Annotated in this window: 9 protein-coding genes and 1 pseudogene; 8 read left to right on the top strand and 2 right to left on the bottom strand. The window is 66.1% G+C overall.

What is annotated here, in order from left to right; genetic code table 11:
* Positions 1–901 (bottom strand): response regulator (locus tag B3D39_RS18920; RefSeq protein ID WP_286789958.1); only part of this gene is annotated, 901 nt, incomplete at its 3' end.
* A 143-nt stretch (positions 902–1,044) separates the two neighbouring features.
* Here B3D39_RS18920 and B3D39_RS18915 point away from each other — a divergent pair.
* From B3D39_RS18915 to dacB, 7 genes are read left to right on the top strand one after another with little or no spacing between them, the layout of a single operon-like run.
* On the top strand, positions 1,045–1,323 hold the full coding sequence (locus B3D39_RS18915) for a DUF3572 domain-containing protein (RefSeq protein ID WP_078542139.1): 279 nt from the start codon (positions 1,045–1,047) through the stop codon (positions 1,321–1,323).
* Positions 1,324–1,368: 45 nt separating this feature from the next.
* The gene (locus tag B3D39_RS18910) at positions 1,369–2,073 is read left to right on the top strand and encodes an HAD family hydrolase (protein ID WP_274962766.1); all 705 of its coding nucleotides are present in this window, start codon (positions 1,369–1,371) and stop codon (positions 2,071–2,073) included.
* Between the two features lie 51 nt (positions 2,074–2,124).
* Entirely contained in the window at positions 2,125–3,858 is a 1,734-nt protein-coding gene (locus tag B3D39_RS18905; protein ID WP_274962765.1) for a DUF4153 domain-containing protein, read from the top strand.
* A gap of 60 nt (positions 3,859–3,918) precedes the next feature.
* Positions 3,919–4,530 carry a heme NO-binding domain-containing protein gene (locus tag B3D39_RS18900; protein WP_274962764.1) on the top strand — a complete coding sequence of 204 codons (612 nt, stop codon included), beginning with the start codon at positions 3,919–3,921 and terminating at the stop codon, positions 4,528–4,530.
* Positions 4,530–5,732 (top strand): GGDEF domain-containing protein, encoded by a 1,203-nt coding sequence (locus tag B3D39_RS18895; RefSeq protein ID WP_274962763.1) that lies wholly within the window; start codon positions 4,530–4,532, stop codon positions 5,730–5,732. Before B3D39_RS18900 ends, B3D39_RS18895 begins: the two co-directional genes overlap by 1 nt.
* Positions 5,733–5,782: 50 nt before the next feature.
* A complete protein-coding gene (locus B3D39_RS18890; RefSeq protein WP_152843643.1) occupies positions 5,783–6,400 on the top strand; it encodes a nicotinate-nucleotide adenylyltransferase in 618 nt (205 codons plus the stop codon).
* A 51-nt stretch (positions 6,401–6,451) separates the two neighbouring features.
* On the top strand, positions 6,452–7,879 hold the full coding sequence (gene dacB / locus B3D39_RS18885; protein WP_078600419.1) for a D-alanyl-D-alanine carboxypeptidase/D-alanyl-D-alanine endopeptidase: 1,428 nt from the start codon (positions 6,452–6,454) through the stop codon (positions 7,877–7,879).
* Between the two features lie 64 nt (positions 7,880–7,943).
* Here dacB and B3D39_RS18880 read toward each other — a convergent pair whose 3' ends face one another.
* A complete protein-coding gene (locus B3D39_RS18880) occupies positions 7,944–8,366 on the bottom strand; it encodes a tellurite resistance TerB family protein (protein ID WP_078522614.1) in 423 nt (140 codons plus the stop codon).
* A gap of 105 nt (positions 8,367–8,471) precedes the next feature.
* On the opposite strand from B3D39_RS18880, the pseudogene lysK reads away from it, so the two are divergent.
* Positions 8,472–8,910, top strand: a pseudogene (lysK, locus tag B3D39_RS18875) (lysine--tRNA ligase); the annotation flags it as partial.

Below are 8,910 nucleotides of genomic sequence, written 5' to 3'. Positions count from 1 at the left end.
GCGGATCGACCAGCGCAAGACGCAGGCCTTCGTCGACCGACAGACGCAACTGATCCGAGAGGCGCTTGCGGCGGAGCTGCGCGCCGATACTGAGTGCGGCTTCCTGCGCCGCGAGCGGCGTCGACATCTCTGCGGGCAGCAGATCATCCGCGCCCAGATCGAGCGCGCTGGCTTGCGTTTCGCGCGCGTCGGGATGGCTGGCGATCAGGATCGCCGCATGGCGTGTTTCGGGATGCGAGCGCAGTTCCGACATCAGCCGCAGCCCATCGCCGCGATGCGCGAGATCTGCGCCGATCACGAATAGGTCGGGGGCGCGGCGCGTGGGATCGTCGCCGCAGGGCTGATCGTAACTGGTCAGAAGGATTCGATTGGTCGTCAGCAGGGGCGCGAGCGCGGATTTCCAGCGCAGCCCCTCGGCCGGGGTGGGCGCGATCAGAGCGATCCGCGCGAGAGGGACGAAGTCGCTCGCCGCCTCTGCGAAGCCGAGTTCCCGGCAGGTCTGCTCGCGCAGTGCCGAATCCTCGTCGCCGACATGGGCGCGGATCAGGCTGCGCAGGCGGGCGAGTAGCACCAGTTCGTCGAAGGGTTTGGCCAGCACCTCATTCGCCCCGGCCTGCAGCAGCGTCACGCGCAGCTCCGGCGTATCGCGCCCCGTCATCGCGATGATCGGGATGCGCCGGGTCCGCGGGTCCGCCCGCAGCCGGGCGATAAGACCCTCTCCGGTCATGTCGGGCAAGGTGACGTCGAGCAGGATCAGCCCGGGCCGTTGCGCGGCCGCGAGGGCGAGCGCCTCCGCCGCGCTTGCGGCTTGCAGTGTGTTGTAGCGCGCGCCGGTCAGCTTCGCCTTAAGCACAATGCGATTGGTCGCCACATCATCCACGATGAGGATCGATCCCGGCATATAACGCTACTCCTTCAACCTCCGGCGCGGTGCGGCTTGCATCGGGCGGTTCCCGACTGCGCCAGCTTCTCATCGCGCCTTTTCTTGACCTTAGCGGTCGATAGGTTAACAAAGCGTTTCTCCCCGACAGAGAAGGACCCGTCATGCGGCAAGAAAACGCTCATACGCTCGCGTTGCAGACCCTCGGCTGGCTTGCCGGTCGCGAAGATCTGATCGGCGCGTTCCTCGCCAATTCCGGGGCGAGCGTGGACGATTTGCGGGCGCAGGCGAGCGATCCGGACTTCCTCGCAGGGGTTCTCGACCATGTCCTGCAGGACGATCAGGTGGTCCTGGATTGCGCGCAGGACCTTGGTGTGCAGCCCGAGGCGCTGATGCAGGCGCGCGCGGTTCTCGGGCGCGGCGATCTGCGCCACTGGACCTGACGCGCAGCTTTGGGCAATCTGCCCGCAAAGGGAGGCAGATCGCAGATGGCAGGCGGCAAGATACGGGCGGTGCTGTTCGACAAGGACGGTACGCTTTTCGACTTCGACGCGACATGGGGCGCTTGGGCGAAGCTGCAGATCGAGGCGTTAGCGAAGGATGCCGAGCAGGCCGCCAGGCTTGCCGCGGCGATCGGGTTCGATCTCGATCGGATAGAATTCGAACCGCACTCGCCGGTGATCGCGGGCACGGTTCGGGAGGCGGCGGAACTGCTGTTGCCGCATCTTCCGGGACGGTCGCTCGACGATCTGGTGCTCGAATTGGAGCGGGCGGCGCATGACGTGCCTCTGGTGGAGCCGGTGCCGCTTGCAGCGCTTCTGTCCGATCTGCGCGGACGCGGATTGCAGCTGGGCATTTGTACGAACGATGCCGAGTCCTCGGCGCGGGCACATGCCGCGCAGGCGGGCATCACCGATCTTTTCGACCGGATTATCGGCTATGACAGCGGGCACGGGGCGAAACCCACGGCGCGCCCGCTTCTGGCCTTCGCGGATTCGCTGGGGCTGGACCCGGCCGAGGTCGTGATGGTCGGCGACAGCCAGCATGACCTGCACGCGGCGCGCGCGGCGGGGATGATCGCGATCGGCGTGCTGAGCGGACCGGCGGAGCGGGCCGATCTGGCCCCGCTCGCCGATGCGGTGCTCGATCATATCGGGGGGCTTCCCGACTGGCTCGCACAGCGCGCGGGCTAGCGAGACGCGTCAGACGCGCGAGGAGCCTCGCGCAAGACAGGAGAGGGACGCATGCAACTACGTTTGCAACATATTCTGCTCGGGCTGCTGGCGGGCATGTTCTTCTGGGCGCTCGATAACCAGTTGCAGCAACGGCTTCCGATTGACGCGCACGGACAATTCGGCGTGTCGGTTCTGGGCACGGTGTTCTTCGCGACCGCGCTTGCGATGCTGGGCGAGATCGGCTGGCGCAGGGCATTCGGCGCGGCGGCGCTGATTGCGGTTCCGGTCGCGTTGCTCGGATGGTGGGCGTCGCTTGGCTATGCCCCGAGCGAGACGCTGGCGGGCTACATGCCTTACGAGCTGCTCGCGCTTTCGGTTCTGGCGATGCTGCCGATGCCCTTCGCGATGGCCGTGGCGCAGGGCGGCGGGCGCGCCTGGAACGACTATCCGGCGCTGTTCCTGCATGCCTGGAATATCGTGGTGCGCTATGCCGCCGCGTGTATTTTCCTCGGGATGGTCTGGCTCGTGCTGTACCTCTCGGCGCGCCTGCTCGAGAGTGTGGACCTCGATTTCCTGCGCCAGCTTCTGCGGGAGAAGCTGTTCGCCTTTGCGGTCTCGGGCGGCATTCTCGGGCTGGGACTGGCGGTGGTGACCGAGTTGGAGGAGATGATCTCTCCGACCCTGATCCTGCGGCTTCTGAGGCTGTTGCTGCCGCCGGTTCTGCTGGTCGCGGTGATCTTCGTGGCCGGGTTCATTGCGCGCCGGGGGGAGGTCTCGCTGATCGGGTTCTCGCAGATCGAGACGCTGCTGGCGATGGCCGCGGCGGCAGTGACGCTGATCTCGATCGGCATTGAGCGCGACGATGAAAGTGCCGTCCGGGCGCGGGTCTTGCGTCTGTCGGCTCAAGGCTTGGCGCTGGTGCTGCCCGTGCTGGTCGGGGCGGCGGCCTGGACCGGATGGCAAAGCGTCACCGCGCAAGGCTGGACCCCGGGACGCGTGGCGCAGGCGGTGCTGATCGTGCTTCTGGCGGGCTATGCGCTGGGATATGCCGGGTCGGTGCTGCTGGGGCGCGGCTGGATGGTGCGCTTGCGGCGGATCAATATCGCCATGGCGGGTGTCCTGCTGCTTGCCGCTTTGGCATGGCTGACGCCGGTGCTGGATGCGAACGGAGTGGCTGCGCGCTCGCAACTGGCGCTGTATCGCGAGGGGCGCATCACGGCAGGCGCTTTGCCGCTTTACGCTTTGAAGAACCACTGGGGGCTTGCCGGGCAGGCGGCCTTCGCGGAGTTGGAAACCCAAGCCGGTGATGATCGCGCGCTCGCAACGGCCCTGGCCCGTCTGAGCCCGTCTGCGGATGGGGCGGAGGGGGCCAGCGCCGCGCGCGCCCAGCTGCGCCGGGATCTCGTGCTGCCGCCCGGTGCGAAAGCGCCCGAGGATGCGCTGCTCGATGCGATCCGTGCGCGCGCGCCCGAGGTTGCGGCGGGGCTTTGCGCCTCTGCCGAGGGAGCGGCGGCGAATTGCGCTTTGATCGAGGCCGATTTCCTTTCGGATGTGCCCGGTGACGAGGCGATGGTGCTGCTGCATCTGCCCGACCGCGATGCGATCTATGTGCTGCGGCAGTCGAACGGCGCGTGGGATTCGATCGGTTGGGGCAGCGTCGTCGATGCGCAGGGCGAGCCGCGTTTCCGCGTCGATCTGGCCCCTGTCATCGCCGCGATCAAACGCGGTGAGATGCAGCTGTCCCCGAGCGGGATCATGGCGCTTGAGGCCGGTGGGCTGCGTCTTTTGCCGCTGTCGCGCTGAGCCGGGCAAATTTGGAGCTTTGTTAACTTCTGACCGCTAGCGTGGCGGTCAGGAGGACACATGCTCGGCTTGATCAACCGTTCTATCGAGACGTTTCTGACCGACACCCACGGGGCGCCGCTCTGTGCGCGCGTGCGGCGGCGAGCGGATTTGCCGGGCGAGAGCTATGAGCCCCTGCTGCAATATGACGATGCGCAGACCTTGCGGCTGATCGATACCGCCTGCGACGAGTTGGGGCGGGCGCGATCCGAGTTTTTGGAAGACCTTGGGGCGCATCTGTGCAGCCGCGAAGCGGTGCGGCGGTTGCTGCGTTACGGCGGCTGCGACTATCGCGGCTTTCTGAACTCGCTCAACGAGTTGAACGATCGCGCGCGCATGGCGCTGCCCGATCTCAAGCTGCCGGACCTGCATCTGGTCGCAACCCAGCCGGGTCAGTTCCGTCTGCGCGTCGCCGCGGATCTGCCGGGTTGGGGGGCGGTGCTGGCGGGGATCCTGCGCGCGATGGCGGATGACTATGGCAGCCTCGCGCTGATCGAGGTGTCGCCGCGTGTCGCCGGGCGCGATCTGCGCGATCCCGATCCGATGGGGGAAACCGTGACGATCCAACTGCTCGACGCCACCCATGCCGAGGCGCGCCAGTTCGCCCTCGCGCGCATGATTGGTGAGGTCTGATGAGCGTGCCGGGCGAGAACGCTGTCACGAGACTGGCCGCGCAGCCACCCGCCGATCGGGGCGCGCACGCCTATTGGCTGGCGCTGTTGACCGGGCTTTTGCCGATGTTTCTCTGGCTCGACGAGCGGGCCTGCATCCTTGGGGTCGGGCGCACGTTGCGCAAGGTTCTGGGGGTGCCGGAAGCCCAGATCGTCGGCGCGCCGTTCTCGCGGTTTTTCTCGGTCGGGCGGCGCGGCGGGGCGGTGCGAATGTGCCCGAAGGAATTGCGCTCAAGTTGCGGTGCTGTTGATTGCGATCGCCAGATCGGGCGCTGCGGGCGCTCCCTCGGGGCCATGACGGCGGAGGAGATGCTCCATGTCACCCTTCGCATGCGCCCACAGGTAAGCCTGCGTGGCGCGCTGGTGAGCCACACGGGTCCACGAGTTCAGGGGCGCGCGCCGACGCAGGCGGGGGGCGATATGCTCCTTAATTTCAGCTTCGGTATTCACCTGCGCGAACTTGTGGCGGAATTCGACCTGACCGAACATGATTTCTCCGCCGCCGATCTCGCGATGGAAATGCTGTATCTGCAGGAAGCGAAATCGCTCGTGCTGGAAGAGTTGCGGGCCCTGACCGGGCGGCTCGATCAGGCGCGCAAAGCGGCGGAGGATCAGGCTCTGAGCGACCCGTTGACGAAACTCGCCAACCGCCGGGCCATGGCGCAGGCGCTCGCAAGGGCCGTCGACCACGCGACGAACGGGCTGGCGAATTTCGCATTGCTGCAGGTCGACCTCGATCACTTCAAGACGATCAATGACACGCAAGGCCATGCGGCGGGGGATTTCGTGCTGCAACTGGTGGCCCGCAACCTGTGCGAAAGCGTGCGCGGCGGTGATCTGGTCGCGCGCATGGGCGGCGACGAGTTCCTCGTTCTCTTGCGCGGTAATCCGAGCCGCGCGGAGATTGGCGCGCTCGCGGCACGCATCATCGAACAGCTTGAAGCGCCGAAATGGTATCGGGGGCAGGAATGTCTGGTGTCCGGATCGCTCGGCGCTGTGTCGTCGCGCGACTACGAGAGCCTCGAGGTCGCGGCGCTGCAGAATGACGTCGACCGGGCCACCTATGCCGCCAAGGCCGCAGGGCGCGGATGTCTTCGCTTCGGGTCCGGGCCTGTCGAAAACGTCGAGGATGGGTCGGGCGCGTCACCCTGCTCCGCGCTTTAGGCGCACAAACGCTCTTTTCCTGACCGGTCGCCTTCGGGTAAGGGCAGCGCATGAGACAAGGTTTCCCCTATGCCCGCGCCGGACAGCGCATCGGTCTTCTGGGCGGGTCGTTCGATCCGGCGCATGAAGGTCACGTCCTGATCACGCGTGAGGCGCTGCGCCGCTTCAATCTTGATCGGGTCTGGTGGATCGTGAGCCCCGGCAACCCGCTCAAGGCGCATGGTCCCGCACCGCTCGATCAGCGGATCGCGAGTGCGCGGGCGAGCCTTAGGGGCGATCCGCGCGTCGTGGTGACCGACCTCGAAGCGCGGCTCGGCACGCGTTACACGGCCGACACGATAACGCGTCTGCGCGCGCTCTATCCCGGCGTGGATTTCGCGTGGCTGATGGGGGCCGATAACCTCGTGCAATTCGACCGCTGGGATCATTGGCGCACGATCATGGAGAGCGTGCCGGTCGGTGTGCTGGCGCGTCCGGGCTGGCGGATGCCGGGGCGCTGGGCGCGCGCGGCGCGCATTTATGCGGGGGCCGAATTGCCCGCGGTCGCCTCGCAGCGCCTCCTCGACGGACCGGCGCCGCGCTGGTGCTTCGTCAACATTCCGATGTCGTCTCTTTCCTCCACGGAAATTCGCGAGAAAGGCGGCTGGCGGGCATCGACACCCGCTTGAAGACAGTGCGGGGCGCGCTACGCTCGGATTGACGCCGAGGGAGGAATCGCCATGCCGCTATCGATATCGCGCCGCTTCGCACTGCTGGGTGGCGCCGCGCTTTTCGCCACTCCGAAAACGGGCTTCGGCCAGACGGTCGCGGCAGCCGAATTGGTCCGGATGGCCGGGCTCAGCGGCGATGTGGGCTATGTCGTCGCGGACCTGAAGAGCGGCCAGATCCTCGAACAGCGCAATGCAGGCCAAGCGATGCCGCCCGCCTCCGCGCTCAAGTCGATCACCTCGCTCTATGCGATGGAGCAACTGGGCGGCGATTTCCGTTTTGGCACGCAGTTGATCGCGACCGGCCCGATCTCGGGCGGGCGCATTCAGGGCGATCTGATCCTCGCGGGTGGGGGCGATCCGACGCTAACGACCGACGATCTGAACGCGATGGCGAAGCAGCTGGCGGCGAAGGGAGTGCAGGGCGTCACGGGGCGTTTCCTGACTTGGGCCGGGGCGCTGCCCTACAAGAACGAGATTGCGAACGATCAGCCGATCTTCGCGGGCTACAACCCGTCGATCTCGGGGCTGATGCTGAATTTCAATCGCGTGCATTTCCAATGGCGCCGCTCCGGTGGGGGCTGGGCGCTGAGCATGGATGCGCGCGGGCGCGACGTGCAGCCGCAGGCCTATACCGCGAAGGCGTCGATTGCGAAACGCTCCTCGCCCACTTTTACCTATTCCGACCGCGGCGGGGTCGAGCATTGGACGGTCGCCTCGGCGGCCTTGGGGCGTGGCGGAAGCCGGTGGTTGCCGGTGCGCCATCCGGCGGCCTATGCGGGCGACGTGTTCCAGACATTGGCCCGCGCGCAGGGCACACCGCTGCCCGCGCCGGAAGAGGTGCGCAACCTGCCCGGCGGTACTGTCTTGGTGAGCCATGGCAGCGATCCGCTTGTGCCGGTATTGCGCGCGATGATGAAATATTCGACCAATATCACCGCTGAGGCGGTGGGCATGACGGTCAGCAAGCGGCTGGGCGCGGGGAACTCCCTGAAGCAGTCGGGACAGACGATGACCCAGTGGCTGCAGCAACGCACGGGCGCGCGCTCGGCCCGGTTTACCGACCATTCCGGGCTGCGGGCCGATGCCGAGCTTTCGCCGCAGGACATGGTGGCGGCGCTGCGCAATCTTGGTGCGCCGATGGGGCTGCGCAGTTTGATGAAGCCATTCAAGCTGCGCGATGCGACGGGCAAGAACATGCCAGCCCAGCCATTCCGAGTGGATGCGAAGACCGGGACGCTGAATTTCGTCTCGACTTTGGCGGGCTATATGACCGCGCCTGATGGCACCGAACTGGTCTTCGCGATCTTCACCGCCGATCTAAACCGGCGTCGTCGTGCGGGCTCGGCGCCGCGCCCGCCGGGGCAGGTCCAATGGGTGCGGGCGTCGAAAATCCTGCAGAGCCAGCTGTTGGAGCGTTGGGCCGGGATTTACGGCTGAGGGGTCGCTCCGCCTGGACGGCGGGGCGGTCGTCAGGTTTCCTCGCCGGGACTCTATCGTCCGATCAGAGCGTGACGTGGCGCACTTTCGCACCCCATTCGATGGCGACGGCGTGCAGCCGGTCGATCGCCAACTCACCGCGAATTTCTTCGAGAAGACGTAGTTCGGTTTGACGGATCGTGCCATCTGCGGCGGCCACATCGCAGGCCAGCGCATACGCGGTTTCGAAAATATGTTCGGGCAGCGCGTCGCGGATCAGGCCGAACAGCGCCTCGAGTCCGTCTTCCTCTTCGAACAGCGTGAAGACCGAGCGGGAGACCCGCGAGACGCGGTCGAAATCGTAGCCCGCGAAGATCGGCATGTGGTTCACTATCCGCTCGATTGCGACGAGTTCGGAGGTCGGCACGTCCTCATCGGCGGCGGAAATCGCGACCATCACGGCGACGAGCGCGTCTTGGGGCGAAAGCGAGGCGAGAACGTCGGGCACGTGGGAGCTCCTTGATAGTGTTCGAGTGCTAATTATTGACTGTCCCCGTCCGCTTCAATAGGTCAGGCGCGACTGGGCGCACGGGGCGCCTTCATGAGGTATGCAATGACGAGCTTGCGTGACGCTGCGATGAAATCCAAGGCCTGGCCCTTCGAGGAAGCCCGCCGGGTGCTCAAGCGTTACGAGAAACGGGACCCGGAAAAGGGTTACGTCCTGTTCGAGACGGGCTATGGGCCGTCGGGTCTGCCGCATATCGGCACGTTTGGCGAAGTTGCGCGCACCACGATGATCCGTCGCGCTTTCGAACTGATCTCGGATATCCCGACGAAGCTTCTGTGCTTCTCGGACGATATGGACGGGATGCGGAAGGTGCCGAGCAACGTGCCCAATCAGGACATGCTGCGCCAGCATGAGCAGAAGCCGCTGACCTCGGTGCCCGATCCGTTCGGCGAGTTCGACAGCTTCGGCAACCACAACAACGCGATGCTGCGCCGTTTCCTCGACACGTTCGGGTTCGAGTATGAATTTGCGAGCGCGACCGATT

It is taken from the genome of Thioclava sp. UBA3469 (genome assembly GCF_002378135.1).
Classification (GTDB): Bacteria; Pseudomonadota; Alphaproteobacteria; order Rhodobacterales; family Rhodobacteraceae; genus Thioclava; species Thioclava sediminum.
This window is presented reverse-complemented; position numbering and strand designations above follow the sequence as displayed.